Annotated in this window: 17 protein-coding genes; 14 read left to right on the plus strand and 3 right to left on the minus strand. The window is 58.8% G+C overall.

The genetic code is table 11. The annotated features are described in order from the left end of the window. Together ftsY and E2L05_RS00905 are read left to right on the plus strand one after the other, a co-directional pair. Positions 1-840 (plus strand): signal recognition particle-docking protein FtsY (gene ftsY, locus E2L05_RS00900; protein WP_133341013.1); only part of this gene is annotated, 840 nt, incomplete at its 5' end. A 75-nt stretch (positions 841-915) separates the two neighbouring features. After that, positions 916-1,827, plus strand: a complete 912-nt coding sequence (locus E2L05_RS00905; protein ID WP_133341014.1) for an EamA family transporter — start codon at positions 916-918, stop codon at positions 1,825-1,827. A 302-nt stretch (positions 1,828-2,129) separates the two neighbouring features. Here E2L05_RS00905 and E2L05_RS00910 read toward each other — a convergent pair whose 3' ends face one another. Beyond that, positions 2,130-3,140 carry an AraC family transcriptional regulator gene (locus E2L05_RS00910; protein WP_133341015.1) on the minus strand — a complete coding sequence of 337 codons (1,011 nt, stop codon included), beginning with the start codon at positions 3,138-3,140 and terminating at the stop codon, positions 2,130-2,132. 200 nt (positions 3,141-3,340) lie between these two features. Between E2L05_RS00910 and E2L05_RS00915 the strand changes: the two genes are divergently transcribed. The 5 genes from E2L05_RS00915 (at position 3,341) to E2L05_RS00935 (ending at position 8,421) form a co-directional block, all read left to right on the plus strand. After that, on the plus strand, positions 3,341-4,729 hold the full coding sequence (locus E2L05_RS00915) for an amidohydrolase family protein (protein ID WP_133341016.1): 1,389 nt from the start codon (positions 3,341-3,343) through the stop codon (positions 4,727-4,729). A gap of 61 nt (positions 4,730-4,790) precedes the next feature. Further along, positions 4,791-5,555: a DUF3299 domain-containing protein gene (locus tag E2L05_RS00920; RefSeq protein WP_243721824.1), complete on the plus strand. Its 765-nt coding sequence runs from the start codon at positions 4,791-4,793 to the stop codon at positions 5,553-5,555. 8 nt (positions 5,556-5,563) lie between these two features. Beyond that, positions 5,564-6,757: a carbohydrate porin gene (locus tag E2L05_RS00925; protein WP_133341017.1), complete on the plus strand. Its 1,194-nt coding sequence runs from the start codon at positions 5,564-5,566 to the stop codon at positions 6,755-6,757. Between the two features lie 527 nt (positions 6,758-7,284). After that, complete coding sequence (locus tag E2L05_RS00930) at positions 7,285-7,590, plus strand: hypothetical protein (protein ID WP_133341018.1); 306 nt, start codon at positions 7,285-7,287, stop codon at positions 7,588-7,590. A 216-nt stretch (positions 7,591-7,806) separates the two neighbouring features. Next, a complete protein-coding gene (locus E2L05_RS00935) occupies positions 7,807-8,421 on the plus strand; it encodes an inner membrane-spanning protein YciB (RefSeq protein WP_133341019.1) in 615 nt (204 codons plus the stop codon). A 2-nt stretch (positions 8,422-8,423) separates the two neighbouring features. Here E2L05_RS00935 and E2L05_RS00940 read toward each other — a convergent pair whose 3' ends face one another. Continuing rightward, on the minus strand, positions 8,424-9,128 hold the full coding sequence (locus tag E2L05_RS00940; protein ID WP_133341020.1) for a glutathione S-transferase N-terminal domain-containing protein: 705 nt from the start codon (positions 9,126-9,128) through the stop codon (positions 8,424-8,426). A gap of 151 nt (positions 9,129-9,279) precedes the next feature. Here E2L05_RS00940 and metZ point away from each other — a divergent pair, with 151 nt between their 5' ends. The 3 genes from metZ to E2L05_RS00955 all read left to right on the plus strand — a co-directional run bounded on the left by metZ (position 9,280) and on the right by E2L05_RS00955 (position 12,493). Then, the gene (metZ, locus tag E2L05_RS00945) at positions 9,280-10,488 is read left to right on the plus strand and encodes an O-succinylhomoserine sulfhydrylase (protein WP_133341021.1); all 1,209 of its coding nucleotides are present in this window, start codon (positions 9,280-9,282) and stop codon (positions 10,486-10,488) included. Between the two features lie 89 nt (positions 10,489-10,577). Continuing rightward, positions 10,578-11,684: a GTP cyclohydrolase FolE2 gene (gene folE2 / locus E2L05_RS00950; protein WP_133341022.1), complete on the plus strand. Its 1,107-nt coding sequence runs from the start codon at positions 10,578-10,580 to the stop codon at positions 11,682-11,684. A gap of 125 nt (positions 11,685-11,809) precedes the next feature. Continuing rightward, entirely contained in the window at positions 11,810-12,493 is a 684-nt protein-coding gene (locus tag E2L05_RS00955; protein WP_133341023.1) for a putative quinol monooxygenase, read from the plus strand. Between the two features lies 1 nt (position 12,494). On the opposite strand, the gene E2L05_RS00960 is transcribed toward E2L05_RS00955, so the two are convergent. Further along, on the minus strand, positions 12,495-13,499 hold the full coding sequence (locus E2L05_RS00960) for a zinc-binding metallopeptidase family protein (RefSeq protein ID WP_133341024.1): 1,005 nt from the start codon (positions 13,497-13,499) through the stop codon (positions 12,495-12,497). A 107-nt stretch (positions 13,500-13,606) separates the two neighbouring features. On the opposite strand from E2L05_RS00960, the gene E2L05_RS00965 reads away from it, so the two are divergent. From E2L05_RS00965 to glyS, 4 genes are all read left to right on the plus strand, one after another. After that, a complete protein-coding gene (locus E2L05_RS00965; RefSeq protein ID WP_133341025.1) occupies positions 13,607-15,052 on the plus strand; it encodes a TrkH family potassium uptake protein in 1,446 nt (481 codons plus the stop codon). A 102-nt stretch (positions 15,053-15,154) separates the two neighbouring features. Beyond that, positions 15,155-16,081 carry a glycine--tRNA ligase subunit alpha gene (locus tag E2L05_RS00970; protein WP_133341026.1) on the plus strand — a complete coding sequence of 309 codons (927 nt, stop codon included), beginning with the start codon at positions 15,155-15,157 and terminating at the stop codon, positions 16,079-16,081. Further along, complete coding sequence (locus E2L05_RS00975) at positions 16,081-16,602, plus strand: DUF6446 family protein (RefSeq protein WP_133341027.1); 522 nt, start codon at positions 16,081-16,083, stop codon at positions 16,600-16,602. Before E2L05_RS00970 ends, E2L05_RS00975 begins: the two co-directional genes overlap by 1 nt. A 5-nt stretch (positions 16,603-16,607) precedes the next feature. After that, positions 16,608-18,716 carry a glycine--tRNA ligase subunit beta gene (gene glyS, locus E2L05_RS00980; protein ID WP_133341028.1) on the plus strand — a complete coding sequence of 703 codons (2,109 nt, stop codon included), beginning with the start codon at positions 16,608-16,610 and terminating at the stop codon, positions 18,714-18,716.

Consider the following 18,716-nt stretch of genomic DNA (forward strand, 5'->3'; position numbering starts at 1 on the left):
GCGCCGCGCCGCGCGCTGGATGACGAGATGCTCGAGCAGATCGAAGAGTTGCTCATCGCCTCTGACATGGGTGTGGACACAGCCATGCGCGTGACCGCCGCAATGGCGCAGGGCCGGATGGGCACACGCGTGTCCGCGCAAGACCTGCGCGCCCTCATGGCGCAAGAGATTGCCGCCATCATGGAAAACGTTGCCAAGCCATTGCCGATCTACAACAAGCGCCCGCAGGTGGTGCTGGTTGTGGGCGTCAACGGGTCTGGCAAGACAACGACCATCGGTAAATTGGCCAGCCAGTTCAAAGCCGCTGGCAAGTCGGTTGTGATTGCGGCCGGTGACACTTTCCGCGCGGCTGCGGTGGAGCAACTTCAGGTCTGGGGCGACCGCGCCGGTGTTCCGGTTCTGACCGCGCCCGAAGGGTCTGACCCGGCCAGTCTTGCCTTTGACGCAATGACCCGCGCCGAAGCGGATGGCGCGGACCTCTTGATGATCGACACTGCCGGCCGCCTGCAAAACCGCGCCGATCTTATGGAAGAGCTGTCCAAGATCGTTCGCGTGATCCGCAAGAAAGACCCCGAAGCGCCGCACAACACGCTGCTGGTTCTGGATGCAACCACAGGTCAGAACGCCCTGAATCAGGTAGAAATTTTCCAGAAGCTGTCCGATGTCTCCGGCCTCGTGATGACCAAACTCGATGGCACCGCCAAGGGCGGCGTGCTGGTGGCGCTGGCTGATAAATTCGGGCTTCCCATCCATGCCATCGGCGTGGGCGAACAGATCGACGACCTGCAACCCTTCGACCCCGAAGACTTCGCCGCCGCCCTGACCGGAGTCGAAACCTGACCGGCCTTCGCACTTTGCGCCAGCCCCTGACCTCCGCTCTGACGCGGCAAACCCACCCTATCGCAGGCGCGCGCCATGAATGACCTCGGCAGTTGGCTGACCACCCTCGATGGCTCGGCCACCGGCGCGCGGCTCGCCCTGTGGCTCGCCCTGTTCGCCGCTTTCCTGCATGCCGTCTTCGGCGCAATCCAGAAGGGGCGGCACGACCCGTGGCTCTCGCGCGGGGCGATTGATGTCAGTTATGGGCTCATGGCCGCCCCCTTCGCGCTTGTCCTCACCCCGTGGCCCGAACCGCATATGTGGCCGGTCTTCGCTGGCATGGTGGCTATCCACGCAGGGTACAAACTGCTGCAAGCGCAAGCCTACAGCCGGGGCGCCTTCACGGTGGTCTACCCGGTGGTGCGCGGCACCGGCCCCGTCTTCACTGTCATCGGCGCGTATCTCATCTTTGGCGAGGTGTTCGGCCCCCTCCAGTGGCTCGGCCTTGCAGTGCTGGTCGCCGGGATATTCGGGCTGGCGGCCTACAACCTGATCCACGTCACACTGGACAGGGAAACACTGGTGCCCGCCCTGCTGCTCGCCTTCGCCACGGGCGCGTTCGTGGCCGCCTATACCACCTATGACGCGTGGGGCATCCGACAAACCGCGAACCCGTTCACCTTCCTTGCGTGGTTCTTCTTTCTGGATGCGCTGGTGATGCCGCCCATCGCCCTGCGCCGGTACATGCGTATGGAGCAGCCCCCCGCCCTCGGCCCGCTCGCCCTGCGCGGCGTCATCGGGTCCGTCGTGGCGGTGCTGTCCTTCGGCTCAATCATGCTGGCCACACGCGTGGACAGCGTCGGCGAAGCCGCCGTGCTGCGCGAAACCTCCACGGTGTTTGCGGCGCTGATCGGCTGGGTGTTCCTGAAAGAAACCGTAGGGCCCCGCCGCATCGCCCTCATGTCCCTGATCGCCATCGGAGCCGTGATCGTTGAACTGGGCCGGTAAGCGCACAGCACGCCCCAAAAGCGCCCAAATGGGTTTACCACAAATTCGTCGCCCCGCCCTGCCGCCCCGTGTGGGCCTCAACAGAAAGGGGGGGTGGACTGACTGAGACGACTCGCCAGTTCCGGACCTCTGAAGGCTGTATTTTGGTTCAATCCCGACTTCGGGCAGCCGTTCATTTTTCTGCGGTGCGGCCCGTCAAAGTCGCCTTTTGCTGCATGCGCAAAATTCGGGTCGGGTCGAACGCACAGATCGCGGGCTCTGCGGTCATTGCATTTGTACCAATGAATGCCACGTTCGGCGAACTATTCGGTGGATCCGGCATCCACGGTCTTTTGCAGTTTTCTATAGGCAGTTGGCGTCATGCTGTTTGCGCGCCGAAAGGCTCGGGTGAAGTTGGCAACGTCCGAGAAGCCCAACGCGGCGGCGATATCGGAGATTGATCGGTTGGTCTCGGTGAGGGCCGCGCGCGCATATTCCTGCCGAACAAAGTCGATCTCGTTGCTGATGCCGGTTCCTTCGAAAGCGAGGCGTCGCTTGAGCTTCTGTTGGCTCATTGATGCACGGTCTGCACATTCCGCTGCGCTCAGCCCGCCTTGCCCAATATGGGCGCGCACCATTTGCCGAAAGGAATGCACGAACTCGCCGACATCGGCGTCAAGCCTCTCCTTCGGCGCCACATCGGCAGACATCTTGTCAAACGACGAGGAGAGCCAAGCGGAGGGAAAGCGGATACTGAACCCCATCCGGTCGCCTTTCACCGGGTGCATCAAGTCGAATTCCGGTGGCAGAACCGAAGGGTCGCTGACAACAACAGTCACTCTCGATGGGTCGACCTCGTCCCGCAGTGCCCGCTGGAGGATGGCCCAGCCGAGAGCCACCATGAAGGCGTCGTTCTGAGCCGGTGGGATCGTCGGCTCGAAGGTTCGCGTTTCGCCGAAGACCGCATTCTGGCCGGTGATGTTGAGGTACTCGTTGGCCGAACTTGCAATCTCGTTGGCCCGCGCGATGAAGATCGACAGGTAATCTCCGACGGTGGTCGCCCGAGCTTCCGCGTCCGCCAACACCGGCCAACCGCCGAGGTCAAGCTTGCTTCCTACGCGCGCACCAAGGAACTTGTCATTGGCCACGTCAGCCGCATTCTCGACAAACTGAGTTGCAACCATGACGTGAATCGACAGGTCTGGGTCAAGAGTCGCTTCTTCCGTCAGGCCAACGCTGTCGAAGACCGGTCCCGGGTCGATACCACGCTCACGAAATTCGCTCACAAACGGGCGAAGAAGGCTCAGCTTGATGAGTGGCAACCTGTTTGTCATTGATTCGATATCAGTTGTTCCAATGCCATGCAGCGTAGCGTCTGTTCGCAGATGGAATAGGAAAAATTCTCAAAAACAGTCCTGATGGGTAAAAAAATATCATTCGGTGATCTGCGGGGACAAAAGCGGTTCTTTTTTTCCGCTATGCTGTTTGCCAGCCAAACGCCCCGCAAAGGGGTCTGATCCAATGGGAGATGGATATGAAGAGTTTTCTTGCCTCGGTCGCCGGCCTTGCGCTGGTCACTGGGATAGCGACGACAGCCTCAGCACAGGACGACGCACCACGTCAGGTGCTTTTCACCAACGTCAATATATTCGACGGGGTTTCGGAGACTCTGATCGAGAACGGATCTGTTCTGGTCGAAGGCAACCTGATCCAGACGGTGTCGACGGAGACGATCGAAGTGCCGAACGCGGAGGTCATCGACGGCGGAGGCCGGACGCTGACGCCGGGCTTCATCGAGACGCACGCGCATCTGATGCTGATGGGCCCCAGCCTTCCCGCCATGGAAGCCAACGTCACGTGGGAAGACTTCGGCATCCACGGTGCGCGGATGGCCGAAATGTACCTGATGCAGGGCTTCACGACCGTGCGCGATGCCGGAGGCGGCAATGGTGGTCTCCGCCGCGCTATTGATGCCGGCCAGATCGATGGGCCGCGCTATTACCCCTCTGGCGCATTTCTCAGCACGCGCGGTGGACATGCGGACTTCGCCAACTTCTCGGCTCCGCCGGGTACCGAGACAAACTTCAGTCGCCTGAACATGGCGCAAGAGGTCAGCGGGGTTGATGACGTCTACCGCTTTGGGCGCAACAACTTCCGCATGGGCGCGACGCAGCTCAAATTCATGCAGTCGGGTGGCGTCGTCTCGGCGTTCGATCCCTGGCAACTGATTGCCGGATCACCAGAAGAAATCGAGGCGGCAGTGCAGGTGGCCAACGAATATGGCTCCTACGTGATGGCCCATTCCTACCGCAAGGAGGCGATCCTGAATGCCTTGGACGCCGGTGTCATGTCCATTGAGCACGGGTTTTCATTCGATTGCGAGATCGCACAGATCATGAACGAGAAGGGCGCCTACATCACGACAAACCTGACCGCGTTCGACCCGGGCCTGTTGTCAATCCCGGCCGTCGCGAATGTTCCGGCAAGCCTCGCCAAGGCAAAGACAGCCTCTGCCACGTTCGAGAATTACATACCCAATATGAAGGAATGCCCGGTCAACCGCGGCTTTCAGACAGACTGTGTCGGCTCGGTCGAGGCCTGCAACATCCAGGTCGCCTATGAAAAGCACCTGAATAACGAGTTTTTCGGACCCCATCAGTCGATGGTAACGCTGACCTCGATCGGTGGGGAGATTGTTGCCCTCTCCGGGGATTTCACGAACCCGTACACCGAAGGAAAACTCGGGGTGATCGAGGAAGGCGCCTATGCGGATATCCTTCTGGTCGACGGCAATCCTCTGGAGGACTTCTCGGTCACCGGCACAGGCGACAAGTGGTTTGATGCGGAACCGCGGCCTGAAAGCCCAGAGACGATCCGGCTGATCATGAAGGACGGCGAAATCTACAAGAACACGCTGAACTAATTGCCTGCGGGGCGGTTCTCTCTCGGGCCGCCCTGCCTCTTTCTCAGGACGGGAACCACCGATGTTTAACCGCCTTCGCGAAATCACCCGATCAACTTCAGCGTTTCTGATGGTTGTCGGGCTTTCCATCCCTGTTGCTGCCGACGCTACCACGCCGGTCGAATGGCAGGACCTTCCGGACCCGGCGAGTCAGGAGTTTGAGGACCCGTATAGGGATCTTGGCCAGGAAACACTTGAAGGCGTGATTGAGGTCGCCCGGCTACGAGCAATGCAGGAACAGACCGGGTCACTCCAGGGGGATGACGCGGCACGGCTGGAGGCGAGCTTGACCAGCCTCGAAGAACAGGGGATCGACGCGGACGTGCTGATCTCACAACGCTGGATTGTTGCCGAGCGCCGCGAGGCGGCTGCCACGTTGGGCAACGCCGCGTTCGATGGCGCGGAAGTGACGATTTCGGGGTTTGCCATTCCCGCCCCGCCCGAGACCGATGGCACATCCGTCGCTTATCTGGTCGAGCAACGCGGTATGTGCAGCCACATGCCTCCGCCCATGCCGAACCAGATGATCCGTGTGCGGCTTACATCGGACTGGACACCCGACTACATGCACCAACCCGTCAGCCTGACCGGTCGGCTCCGTATCAATCCCACGCAAGAGGTCTTTCGGGTGGTCGATGGCGAAGTGCCGATGTCGGCGACCTGGCAACTGGATGCCGTCGCGGTACAAACCTACTCTGCGGCACCACTTGCGGCAGAGGCCAGCTCGGAATGGGTCGACCAACTCCGTGCCAAGCTGAAGGCGAACAAGGCCGAGACCGGCGAGTAGGAAACCCAATGTCGAGATCCAGATACGTGGCGGTTGTGCTGCTCGCTTTGTCGCCTTTACCAAATGCCGCAATGGCGCAACAGGGCCTCTCTGGCCCGTCATCCGTCGAAGCGGACCTGACGCAAGGCGACGGGCTGACCGATCCGCAGCCGCGCACCGGCTTTCCACGCAACGTGCTACCGGGGTATTTCGGCTGGAAGGACGGGCTGGCCGAGAAAGGCTTCCGGTTCAACCTCGACTATTTCTCTCTTGGCCAGTGGAGCGACAGCGATCTGGGGGAAGGAGAGGCGGGCGGTGGCGTGCTGCGGTTCTATGGAAGCTGGCAGGCCATTGAAAACGGGTCGCTGACATTCAAGATCGAGGACCGGCAGGCCTATGGTGCTGTCGCGCCTCAGGGCTTCGGTTTCGATGCCGGCGCGTTGTCGATCACCGGCACCGCCTTCAACGACAACGGCACGATGCTGACGAACCTGTTTTGGACCCAGCGTGATCCCGAAGGCCGATGGACATTGCAGGCGGGTCAACTTGACCTGACCGACTTCGTGGACGTCTATGGTCTTGTCAGCCCTTGGACCTCGTTCCAGAACCTCGCTTTCAACACCAATCCAACGATAAACGCGCCCAATCCCGGCCTCGGGATCGCGGGCGGTGTGAAGCTGGGAAAGAACTTCTATGTCGTGGGCGCGGTGGCCGATGCGAACGGGGATCCGACCGAACCGAGTTTCGATGTGTTCGAAACCGGCGAGACGTTCAAATCCATCGAGATCGGTTATACAAGCGGCTCTGACCGGATCTATTTCGACAACATCCACTTGACCGTCTGGCAGTCGGATGCAGCCAAGGATGGCAGCCGGGCCGAGGACAAGGGTGCGGCCTTCTCCGCCGCTTGGTTCATCGACAATGCATGGATGCCGTTCCTTCGCGCCGGTGTTGCGGAAGGCACGGCCGCGCTCTACGAACGGTCCCTCTCCACGGGCCTCGGCTGGTATCGGCGCAACACCGATCTTGCGGGTATCGGCTTCAACTGGGCCGAGGCGAAGGATATCAACGAAACCCAGTTCACCACCGAAGCCTTCTACCGCTTCAACATCTCTCGGGACTTTCAGATCACTCCCTCGATCCAGTATATCAGCGACCCGTTGCTCAACCCCGGCCAGAAAGACCTGACCATCCTCGGCCTGCGGGCACGGATCGTGTTTTAAGGTCATCCCTGTGAACCACTGAATGGCTCAGCTCATTCTGCTTCGCCCCGAATTCGTGATCACTGTCGGCGACCTGATCGAAGGCGGCGACGTGGACCGAGGCCAGCTTCTCCGTGAATGGGACGAATACGACCGCAAGGTGAAGACGCTGAAAGCACCTATATCCCACGGGGGCGGCAATTCTGATCTTTCGACGCTGCTGTCACAGAAAATCTGGCAGGAGCGTCTCGGGCCCAGCTTCTCCCACTTCCGCTGCAAGAACGTCCTGTTCTCGGTCCTCCACACGAAGGACCACCCCATCCCGGATAGACGAGATCGCAGCCGCACGTGCTCAGGCGGTCTATACCTACAAGGCCGAAGGACCCAAGGCTTCCGCTGCGACCGAATACAACCAGATCCCGGAACGCGCCTCAGGTACAATCAGCACCGAACAGGCAGAGTGTGTTCGGGCAGCCATCACAGACAATCAAGATGTCCGATGGACCTTCCTGTTCGGTCGTAAACCGGCTTGGACACGGGAAGCAGATGTGGCTTTTTCATCCATCGAAACCGCTTTGTCAGACCGGCCTTTCACTGTCTTCAACGGCCATGAGCATGTCTACAATTTTCGCCAACCACACGGGCAGGAGTACACCCGCCTCGCCACAAGAAGTGGCGAGCAATTTCCGGATCTCGGCATGTCCGAAGATCATGTAACCTTGGTGACCGTATCCTGTGAGGAGATCGACATCGCCACGCTCATGCGCCTCGGCATCCGAGACAGGATTGGGTCCGTTCCGTTGTGTGGAGACGACGTGTGCTTTGCCGCAGTTGAGTGCGCAACACAGGAGTAGATCATATCACCGGACACAGCGGCCCACCGTTGCGCCCCCGGTGCGTTCGAGACTGACCATGAATTGGTTCCGCCCCGGGCGCCGGGGGCATTTGTTCCGCCATTTTCCCTCCTACGGGACTCCTACAAGACTCCTACGTTTCTCCTACACCCATGCAGCACCTCTGGAAGCGCCCGCCGGGATGGGCTAAGCGGGGCGAAAGTTTCGGGAGCCGTGATGACTGACAAGAAAAGCAACGCAGTGATGAAACAGGTGTTGGAGCTGGGCCCCGTGCTTTTGTTCCTCGCCGGCTACATCTATTTGCGCGAGGAAACGCTCACCATTGGCGGGCGCGATTATGACGGCTTCATCGTCATCACGGGCCTTTTTGTCCCGCTGCTGATCGCCTCGAACGCGGCGCTGTGGAAGCTCACCGGCAAGGTGTCCCGCATCCAGATCATGACGCTGGTGATGGTGGTTGTGTTTGGCGGACTGACGGTCTGGCTCAATGATGAGCGCTTCTTCAAGATGAAAAGCACTATTGTTTTCGGTATCTTCGCGGCGCTTTTGGGGATCGGCCTTGCGCGCGGCCAGTCATGGCTGGAGTTTGTCTTGGACGGCGCGATCCCGTTGACTCACGCCGGGTGGATGGCGTTGACCAAGCGGCTGACCCTGTTTCTGGTGGGCATGTCCGTGGCCAACGAAATCATCTGGCGCAGCTTCTCGACCGATGTCTATGTCGCGTGGGACACGTTCGGCCAGATGGCCGCGATGTTCGCCTTCTTCATCTCGCAGTCGGGCTTGATGAACCGCCATTGGGAAGAAGAAGGCGACGATAAAACGGACGCCTGATTTCAGCCCGGTTTGCGGAACATTGCCGACGCCGCAGCGGTCCTAACATCCCCGCTGCGTTTCTCTGCCAGAACCGCTCGTCCCCGCTGCACCCCCGGCCGCGCCGCGCACACGTCGAGCCAGCGGGCCAAATGCGGTTTGTCATCAAGGGTTTGCTGCTGCCCTTCCCACAAGGATGCCCAGCCCCAAGTGGCCATATCAGCGATGCTGTAAAAGTCGCCCGCGATCCATTCGTTCTCGGCCAGTCGGCGGTCCAGCACACCGTAAAGCCGCGCGACCTCATTGCGGTAGCGGTCTTTGGCGTAGGGAAGGTCGTTAGGTGGTTCCATCGCGGGCGCGTATTTCAAAAAGTGATGCGCTTGGCCTGCCATTGGGCCGACGCCGCCCATCTGCCACATCAACCATTCCTCAACAGATATCCTGTCGCGTTCGGTGCTGCCGTAAAACTGGCCAGTCTTGCGCGCGAGGTACATCAAGATCGCGCCGCTTTCGAACACGCTGATCGGGGCGCCGTCCGGTCCTTCTGGATCGACGATCGCAGGCATACGGTTGTTGGGCGCAATTTTCAGAAAGGCGGCATCAAACTGATCGCCCTTGCCGATGTCGATTGGCTGAACGGTATAGGGCAGGCCCATTTCTTCCAGTGCGATGGATACTTTCCATCCGTTCGGGGTGGGCCAAAAGAACAGTTCGATGGGTGCAGTCATGCCGCGGGCTCCTGTAAGGGTGATGCGTAACAGTCACATGTGACGCCGGGGGCGCAAGGGGGAGCACGTGACTGTGACCAGGGGTTCTGCTGCTTGACTGAGAGCGGGCACTGGTCTAGCGCGGGCAGGCCCGACAGACCGGAGTCATCCAATGCCAGACGATCAAAAACCGCTTTCGCCCAAGATTACCCGCAATGTGCGGACCAGACTGGTGCATGACGGCATTCGCCGCAGCCAGTACGGCGAGGTGTCCGAAGCGATGTTCCTGACGCAGGGTTTTGTCTATGATACGGCCGAGCAAGCCGAAGCGCGCTTTGTTGAACTTGGCGATGACGAGTTCATCTATGCACGTTATGGCAACCCGACCGTGCGGATGTTTGAAGAACGTATCGCCAGCCTTGAAGGTGCCGAGGATGCTTTTGCGACGGCTTCCGGCATGGCTGCGGTCAACGGTGCGCTTTGCTCCATGTTGCGGGCAGGGGACCACGTCGTGTCGGCGCGGGCGCTGTTTGGATCGTGCTTGTACATCCTAGAAGAGGTGCTGACCCGCTATGGTGTTGAAGTCACTTTTGTTGACGGGACCGATCTTGATCAATGGCGCGCAGCAGTTCGGCCCGGCACCAAAGCCGTCTTTCTGGAAGCGATTTCAAATCCGACGCTTGAGATAATCGACATCAAAGCGGTGTCGGAAATCGCCCATGCGCAGGGCGCTATGGTGCTGGTCGACAACGTGTTTGCCACGCCGATTCTGCAACGCTCGCTTGAGTTGGGCGCAGATGCGCTGATCTATTCGGCGACCAAACATATCGACGGGCAGGGCCGGGTTCTTGGCGGGGTCATCCTTGGCACCAAAGAGTTTATCCGCAAAACGGTTGAACCGTACATGAAGCATACCGGCGGTTCCATGAGCCCATTCAATGCGTGGGTGTTGCTGAAAGGTCTGGAAACGATGGACCTGCGGGTGCGGGCCCAAGCCGCGACTGCCCTACATTTGGCAAGTTCACTGGCGGGGCATGAAAAGCTGTCGCGGGTGGTTTTCCCCGGCCTGTCTGACCATCCGCAACATGATCTTGCGGCGCGGCAGATGGAACGCGGCGGCACCGTCTTGGCGATCGAGTTGAAAGGCGGGCAAGACGCCGCGTTCAAATTCCTCAACGCGCTTGAGATTTTCACCATCTCGAACAATCTTGGGGATGCCAAAAGCATCGTAACCCATCCTGCCACCACGACTCATCAACGGCTTCCCGCCGATCAGAAGGTGTCGCTGGGCATTACTCCGGGTCTGATCCGGGTGTCTTGCGGGCTCGAAGATGCGGATGATTTGCTAAGCGACATTTTTGCGGCGTTGGAAGTGATCTGAAGCGGGTTCTGTCGCGTATCTTTGTCGTAACTGGACATTGAGTCTGCGCAGCCCAAGTTTGGGGTGTCGCAGTTGAGGAGATCCGCAAGATGAACATCCACTCGCCCGTTTTGGACCGTGACCCAACACCGCAGGACGCCGCAGAGGCGCTTTTGCTTCTTAAAAAGTGGGTTGGCCAAGCCAGCGAAGCGGAACTTGACGGGCTGGACCCAGCCCTGCGCAAGCTCACTGTCGGGCGGGCGGCCGATGCCGCTTACCCCGATCTGTCCCGGCAGTATCCCGAGGACTTTTTGGTTACGCCGCAGTACAAAGACGCCCTTCCAGACCTTCAAAACGGCCCGGCGAGCTTGATCAAAGGGGCGCGACAGCAAATCCAGCATGTGGGCATTTCCAATTTTCGTCTGCCGATCCGGTTTCAGACCCGTGACAATGGTGATTTGACGCTTGAGACAAGCGTGACCGGCACCGTGAGCCTTGAGGCCGAGAAGAAGGGCATTAACATGTCCCGGATTATGCGGACGTTTTATGGCCACGCAGAAAAGACTTTCAGCTTTGGCGTTATCGAAGCCGCGCTGGACGACTATAAAACCGATCTTGAAAGCTTTGACGCGCGCATTCAGATGCGGTTTTCGTTCCCGGTCAAGATTGACAGCCTCCGCTCCGGCCTGTCGGGGTATCAGTATTACGACATCGCTTTGGAAGTTGTTGAGCATGGGGGCGTGCGGCGCCGGATGGTGCATCTGGACTATGTCTATTCTTCCACGTGCCCATGTTCTTTGGAACTGTCCGAGCATGCACGCCGTACACGCGGGCAGCTGGCGACGCCGCATTCGCAGCGTTCGGTTGCGCGGGTGTCGGTCGAATTGGCTGCAGACGCGGCGACCTTGTGGTTCGAGGATCTGATCGACATGTGCCGGAGCGCGGTTCCCACGGAAACGCAGGTCATGGTCAAGCGCGAAGATGAACAGGCATTCGCTGAACTGAACGCCGCAAACCCAATCTTTGTTGAAGATGCGGCCCGTTTGTTCTGCGCAGAGCTGCTTAAGGACCCGCGCGTGGGTGATTTCCGTGTAATGGCCAGCCATCAGGAGAGCCTGCACAGCCACGACGCTGTGAGTATCTTGACCGAAGGGGACACATTCGCGGCTGACAGCTTAGATCCGCGTACGTTTAGCACCCTTTTCCACGTGGGTTGAGCTGATCCCCGTACTTGGTGCCCGGTCAACTCACCAATTACGGGGATTGTTTATAGTTCGTTAAGTATTGCATCCTAAACAGCATGCTCGTACCAGAGCTTGCGGAATGGAGGGTGCTTTTTTCCATGGCAATTTCGTTTCAAGGTCTTCGTGCAAAAGAAGGTGCTTGTGCTGGAAGCTACACTTCGATGTATTCGTTGTGCGCGAAACCGGATTGTCGCGGTGCACTGACCGATGTTCTTGCCGAAATAACCGAACGGGCAGACAGCATTCCGGGGATAGAGCATTACAGTTGCGTGCAGTCCCGTAACCATCCGGATGTGTTTCAGGTTTTCTATCGGAGGAAGCGTTTTTTCCCCTATTTGCTGAATTCTGACAGCACCCTTACCCGGAGTTTGATAAGACGGCTCAAAAAATACGCGATCCGGCCCACCCGCGACCGGTTTTTGCCTATTGGCCTCGTGCAACTGCCGCATGACCCCAACCGGCCCCCGCCGAAAATCGTTGTTTCAGTCACCATGATAGCCAAACCTGACTGCATCTCGTCCATGCCAAGCGTTCTTCGCTCGGGCCGGGACATTGTTCACGCGATTTCGGGAACTTACCGGATTGAGCATAGCCAGAGTGTTGCGCGCCCCGAATTTTTCCATACCAATCTTGAGTGGGAGTCGTTGGAAGCCTTCAACGCCTATATGCAAAGCCCCGTGTTCGAGCAGGTCGTCGGTCCGATCGTTCCCAAGCTCTCAAGTCGAACTTTGGATATTCTGGATGTTATCGGGTACTCAGATAAGTCAGGGTCGCCTTTGTGACCTAGGGCTTTTTGTGAATGATCCGGTGGATGAACGCCAGTTTCCGTTCGACCGATTCAGATAAGACAAAGGGATACAGGTCAGGCTGTCCCATGGATCTGTTGATCGCGTTCATGGCCACGGTCAACGGTACCCAATCGGCGATTGTTGCCTTAAACGTTCCACGCTTGTACGGGTCTGTGTCCATTTCCACGTCGTCCCCGCCTGTTCCTGCAAGGGTCATCCCAAAGGCATGGGCGGTCTCGGAAGAGTCCACGATGTGAATGTAGTGGGCCCAGGTTTCAGCGAAATCTTCCCAAGGATGGGCGCTTGCATAGCTGCTTATGAACCGGTCTGGCCAATCAAGCGGTGGCCCTTCGGCATAATGACGCTGAAGCGATTTTCCGTAATCTGCGCGGTCATCGCCGAATACGGCACGGCATTCGTCCAGCAAGCCACGGTCGCGCACCAGGACTTGCCAATAGTAATGTCCCACCTCGTGCCGCATATGGCCGATCAGGGTTCTGTAAGGTTCACCCATGGCGGTACGGCGCGCTTCGCGTTCCGCGTCATCGCCTTCGGCAATGTTGAGTGTGATCAAACCGTCAGCATGCCCGGTGAGAAACGTCTCGCCATCGACTTCTGTGCTGTCGGCAAGAAAATCAAACGCTAACCCATCAGGAACTTCGTCGCGGGTGGGGTGGGGCAGTTTCCATTTCAAGATGGAATAGAACAGATACCGTTTCGCTTGTTCTATGGACCGCCAGTTGGTGATATTTTCATCGCTGGACATATCCGGGATGGTCCGATTGTGCAGACATGCCGTGCAAAACTGTTCCTTTGGTCGCGCAAGCCAGTTGCATCCAGCGACGGGACGATTCTCACAGATCCGCGTTGCTTTGCTGCCGGTCAGCGCAACAAACTTTGATGCGACGCTGTCATAGGCAAGGCCTGTGTCACAGTTCAGGCAGACGGAATTGTCGAAATGGACTTCTTCACGGCATACGGGGCAGGCAAAACGTTTCATCGCCGGGGATTCCTTGAGTCGGGCTATGCCTTGAATGCCATACCACTGGGGGAACGCAAGCAAAGCCCGCGCTTGACAGTCCCGCGCGCGCTGCCCATGCCTTGGCCATGATTGATTTCCGACCTGTGGGATATGTCATCGGTTTGCTGGTTATGGTGCTGGGTGTGACGATGGTTGCGCCCATTGCGCTTGACCTGCGCTTGGGCAATGGCAATTGGGTTGCTTTCGTCGAAAGTGCCGCGATCTGCATCGGAATTGGCGGAGCCATGGCTTTGTCTTGCGCCAACGGCACCCATGAAAAGCTGACGCTGCAACAGATATTCCTACTGACAACGGGTGTTTGGGTTGTGTTGCCGATGTTCGGCGCTTTGCCCTTGTGGATTGGCGAAACGGAAGCCGGGTTCACCGATGCCTTTTTTGAGGCCATGTCCGGGCTGACAACAACTGGATCCACTGTACTCAGCGGACTTGATGACATGTCCGAAGGCGTTCTCTTGTGGCGCGGCATGCTGCAATGGTTTGGCGGCGTCGGTATCATTGTTGTTGCGATGGTGTTCTTGCCCGAACTGGGCGTCGGCGGCATGCAGATATTCAAATCCGAAGGCTTTGAGACGGATGGTAAGATCCTGCCAAGGGCGCGGGCAATCGCTGCGCAGATTTCCGTCATCTACCTGACGCTGACCGTGGTGTGCGGGCTGCTTTACGCGGCTCTTGGGATGTCGGGGTTTGATGCCGTCGTGCACGCAATGACAACTGTATCCACAGGCGGTTTTTCCAATTATGACGGCTCTTTTGGCCGGTTTGATGCGGAACTGCACTATGTATGCACGGCGTTCATGATCCTCGCCGCGCTGCCGTTTGTTCGCTATGTTCAGATCGTCGGTGGTCATACCGGGCCGCTTCTGCGTGACAGCCAGATCCGCGTTTTTCTGGTGATCATTTGTGTTGTGACGGCGATGCTTACTTTGTTTCTATGGCAGCAAGATGGCGTCACCGAACTGTCGTTCAGAGAGTCGCTTTATAACTCTGTTTCCGTGATGACAGGGACCGGCTACGCAAGTGCCGACTATGGCCTGTGGGGGGCGTTCCCGGTTGCGGTGATCTTCTTTACCGGCTTGATCGGCGGCTGCGCTGGGTCAACGGCCTGTTCGGTCAAGGTGTTCCGCTATCAGCTTTTGTTCGCCTCTCTTCGGGCCCAGATCCGCCGGATTCACTCGCCAAACGCGATCTTTGTGCCGCGTTACGACGGGCGTCCCGTGTCTGATGTGGTGTTGTCCTCGGTGATGATCTTTTTCGTCACGTTCATCTTGCTGCTGGGCCTGTTTTCCGTCGCGCTTGGCCTGACTGGCCTTGATGTGCTGACCTCGGTATCGGGCGCCGCAACGGCGATTGCCAATATCGGGCCGGGACTTGGACCCATCATTGGCCCATCGGGCAATTTTTCCAGTTTGAATGACACTGCCAAATGGCTCTTGTGCGCGGCGATGCTGTTGGGACGCCTTGAAATTCTGTCGGTCCTTGTCATTCTCACACCTCAATTCTGGCGCGATTGAACCCTCAAACCGGTGCTGCGGCGTCTGCAAGGGCAGCCGCTTGATTGACCATACCCGCGCGCTTGCCTATGCAAGCCACGACCACCACGCCCGGAGAGCCCGATGCCAGCACCGACCCGTCCCGACAGCTTTCAGGAAATCATTCTGCGGCTGCAGACTTATTGGGCGGCCAAGGGCTGCGCGATTCTGCAACCCTATGACATGGAAGTCGGTGCCGGAACGTTTCACCCCGGAACGACGCTGCGCAGCCTTGGCAATCGTGCGTGGGCGGCAGCCTATGTGCAGCCATCGCGCCGCCCAACCGATGGCCGCTATGGTGAGAACCCAAACCGCCTGCAGCACTACTATCAGTATCAGGTTCTGATCAAACCTAGCCCGCCAAATCTTCAAGAGCTGTATTTGGGCAGCCTTGAAGCAATCGGTGTCGATATGAACCTGCACGATATCCGCTTCGTCGAAGACGACTGGGAAAGCCCGACACTTGGCGCGTGGGGTCTTGGTTGGGAGGTCTGGTGTGACGGCATGGAAGTGTCGCAATTCACCTATTTCCAACAGGTCGGCGGCCATGATTGCAAACCTGTTTCAGGCGAGCTGACTTATGGGTTGGAACGGTTGGCGATGTATGTGCTGGGCGTGGATCACGTCATGGATATGCCGTTCAACAGCCCGTCTGCGCCGATCCCGCTCAGCTATGGCGACGTGTTTCGCCAGACGGAACAGGAGTATTCGCGGTTTAACTTCGATACGGCGGACACAGACAAGCTGCTTCAGCATTTCAAGGATGCCGAAGCGGAGTGCCTGTCGATCCTTTCAGTCCCCGCTCAGGATCCGAAGACCGGCAAGACCATCATCATGGCGCACCCGGCCTATGACCAGTGCATCAAGGCGTCGCATTTGTTTAACCTGCTGGATGCCCGCGGCGTCATTTCCGTTACGGAACGCCAAGCCTATATCGGGCGGGTACGAGCCTTGGCAAAAGCATGTGCCGACGCGTTTGTGCAGACCGAAGCGGGTGGGGCGGCAGCCTGATGGGCAAGATACTTGCGGCCTTTATCATAGTCACCGCGCTCGTTGCGGGCGTGTCGATGTACTATTTGCAGGTGTATGCGTTTTACGACGATGTCAGCACCCAGCAGGCCGACATTCGCGTGACACCGCTTGGCGGCGGCGCGCCGACTCCGATCGGCGCAACAGACATTTGGGCGATTGATGCCGACAGTAGCCCGATCCGGTTTAGGGCCTGTTTCCAATCGACGATGGCACTGGACGACCTTGATGCCGCTTTCGAACGCTACGCCTCTGCCGAGCCACTGACAGCGCCGAGGTGGTTTGATTGTTTCGACGCCGAAGAGATTGGTGAAGCATTGGAACGCGGTGATGCGGCGGCCTTCCTCGGCACAGAAAACATTAGCTATGGCATCGACCGGATCGTGGCCATTTTACCGGACGGGCGCGGCTTCGTCTGGCACCAGATCAACAGCTGCGGCGAGGTTGTGTTCGACGGCCAGCCAACTCCTGACGGCTGCCCAACACCACCCGAAAGCGACTGAATCCCATGCCCGACCTTCTGATTGAACTCTTTTCCGAAGAAATCCCTGCGCGGATGCAGGCGCGTGCGGCCGCTGACCTGCAAAAACTGGTCACCGATGGCGTGGTCGAGGCGGGCCTGACATATTCCGGTGCGCGGTCCTTTGCGACGCCGCGGCGGCTTGCGTTGACAGTGCACGGGCTGACGGCAGAAAGCCCGACGACCCGCGAAGAGCGCAAGGGCCCACGCGTGGATGCGCCGGACAAGGCGATCGCCGGGTTTTGCAAGTCCGTTGGCGTTGCGCGCGAAGATCTGGAAATGCGTGATGACAAGAAGGGTCAGGTCTTTTTTGCTGTTATGACCCGCGAAGGACGGCCAGCGGCGCAGATCGTAGCAGACGTACTGGAGTCGGCGATCCGTAATTTTCCATGGCCAAAGTCCATGCGGTGGGGCGCGGGAGATTTGCGTTGGGTGCGGCCGCTGCACGGAATTTTGTGCATCCTGACCGATGAAGCGGGCGCCGAAGTTGTGCCCCTGGACGTTGCGGGCATCACCTCGGGTGATCGCACACAGGGTCATCGGTTTATGGCGCCAGATGCATTTTCTGTCGTGTCTTTCGAGGATTACGAGGCAAAGCTCAAGCGTGCTCATGTTGTTCTTGATGCCGAAGAACGGGCCGAGCAAATTTGGCACGACGCGACCAATGCGGCTTTTGCCCAAGGGTTGGACGTGGTCGAAGATCGCGGCTTGCTGACCGAAGTGGCTGGGCTCGTGGAGTGGCCTGTCGTTTTGATGGGGCAGATCGACGAGGCTTTCCGGGACCTGCCAGCCGAGGTTTTGAAGACCTCCATGAAAGAGCATCAAAAGTTTTTCTCTGTTCGGAACGCGGCGGAAGATGGGCAGATTACCCATTTCGTAACGGTTGCCAATCGCGCGACCGCCGATGATGGCGCGACCATTCTGGCGGGCAATCAAAAGGTTCTCTCGGCGCGTTTGTCAGATGCCAAATTCTTTTGGGAAAACGATCAGCGCGTCGCGCGTGCAGGCATGGCGGCGTGGCTTGAGTCGTTGGAGAACGTCACGTTTCACGCCAAACTGGGCAGCCAGGCCGAGCGGATCACACGGATTGCGGCGCTTGCAAAAGAACTCGCGCCGTTGGTCGGGGCGGACGCGGCTGAGGCAGAGCAGGCCGCAAAATTTGCCAAGGCGGACCTTGCGTCTGAGATGGTCTATGAGTTCCCTGAATTGCAGGGGGTGATGGGTCGGTATTACGTCGGTATGACGTCGGTGCCCACGTCGGTGGCGGCTGCGGCAGAAGAGCATTACGCACCGCTTGGCCCGTCGGACGCGGTGCCCACTGCACCGGTTTCGGTTGCTGTGGCTTTGGCCGACAAGATCGACATGCTGACCGGGTTCTGGGCCATCGACGAGAAGCCGACAGGAAGCAAAGATCCCTTCGCCCTGCGCAGGGCGGCCCTTGGTGTGATCCGATTGGTGTTGGAAAATGGGTTGCGGATATCACTTAACTCGCGGCCCGGTCCGTTTCATTTCAGTGCCGAAGCGGTTGGAGTGCAACAACGCGGAGACCAAAGTGCAGGTTATGCCGATCCTAACGACTTGCTCAGTTTCCTCCACGACCGACTCAAGGTCTACCTCCGAGACCGGGGCATCCCGCATGACGTGATTGACGCGTGCCTTGCGATGCCGAATGCGGATGATCTGACGCTGCTGGTCAAACGGGCCGAGGCGTTGGCGGCGTTCCTGAAAACCGATGACGGCGAGAACCTGATCCAAGGGTTCAAACGCGCCAACAATATTCTGACCCAGGCCGAAACGGCTGACGGTGTCGAGTATTCCTTTGGTCCGGATGCCAAGCTGGCAGAAACGGATGAGGAGCGCGCGCTGTTTGCGGCGCTGGATCGTGAGGGGGCTGCGATCTCTTCGGCCATCGAGGCCGAAGATTTCGCGTCTGCCATGCGCGGCATGGCTTCCCTTCGCCAGCCCATTGATGCGTTCTTTGAGGCGGTGCAGGTCAATGCTGATAGTCAGATTGTCCGGCGCAACCGGCTTAACCTGTTGCATCTGATCCGGGCGACCTGTCTTCGCGTGGCGGATCTGACCCGGCTCGGCGGGTGA

Origin of the sequence: Meridianimarinicoccus aquatilis, assembly GCF_004358675.1 — a bacterium.
Lineage (GTDB): Bacteria > Pseudomonadota > Alphaproteobacteria > Rhodobacterales > Rhodobacteraceae > Meridianimarinicoccus > Meridianimarinicoccus aquatilis.